Origin of the sequence: Belnapia mucosa, from assembly GCF_016775475.1 — a bacterium.
In the GTDB taxonomy this organism is placed as follows: domain Bacteria; phylum Pseudomonadota; class Alphaproteobacteria; order Acetobacterales; family Acetobacteraceae; genus Belnapia; species Belnapia mucosa.
The window spans coordinates 1-230 of sequence record NZ_JAEUXJ010000157.1 but is presented as its reverse complement, the minus strand read 5'-3'; the positions used below and the strand labels follow the sequence as shown (position 1 = coordinate 230).

1 pseudogene is annotated in these 230 nt (G+C 58.3%); it reads right to left on the bottom strand.

The features are described from left to right. Positions 1-230: pseudogene (locus JMJ55_RS31480) on the bottom strand (hypothetical protein); the annotation flags it as partial.

The following is a 230-nucleotide window of genomic DNA, read 5'->3' as shown; positions in this document are numbered from 1 at the left end:
AGTCGGCCAAGTTTCCGTCCGTCTCCGAAAGCAAAACGGTGTGACGGCCTGCGATGGTGTCACCGGAAATAATGCCTTCGAGGCGGGAGTTTCCTACTTCACCGCTCCACACAAAAAAGCAGGTGGAGTCCGCGGTATGGCCAGGAGTGTGAACAACCTCGAGGCGAGGGGTGATGCCGTCGAGGGAGATATGCTCACCATCCTGCAGCGCCTCGGCACCGTTGCAGTAA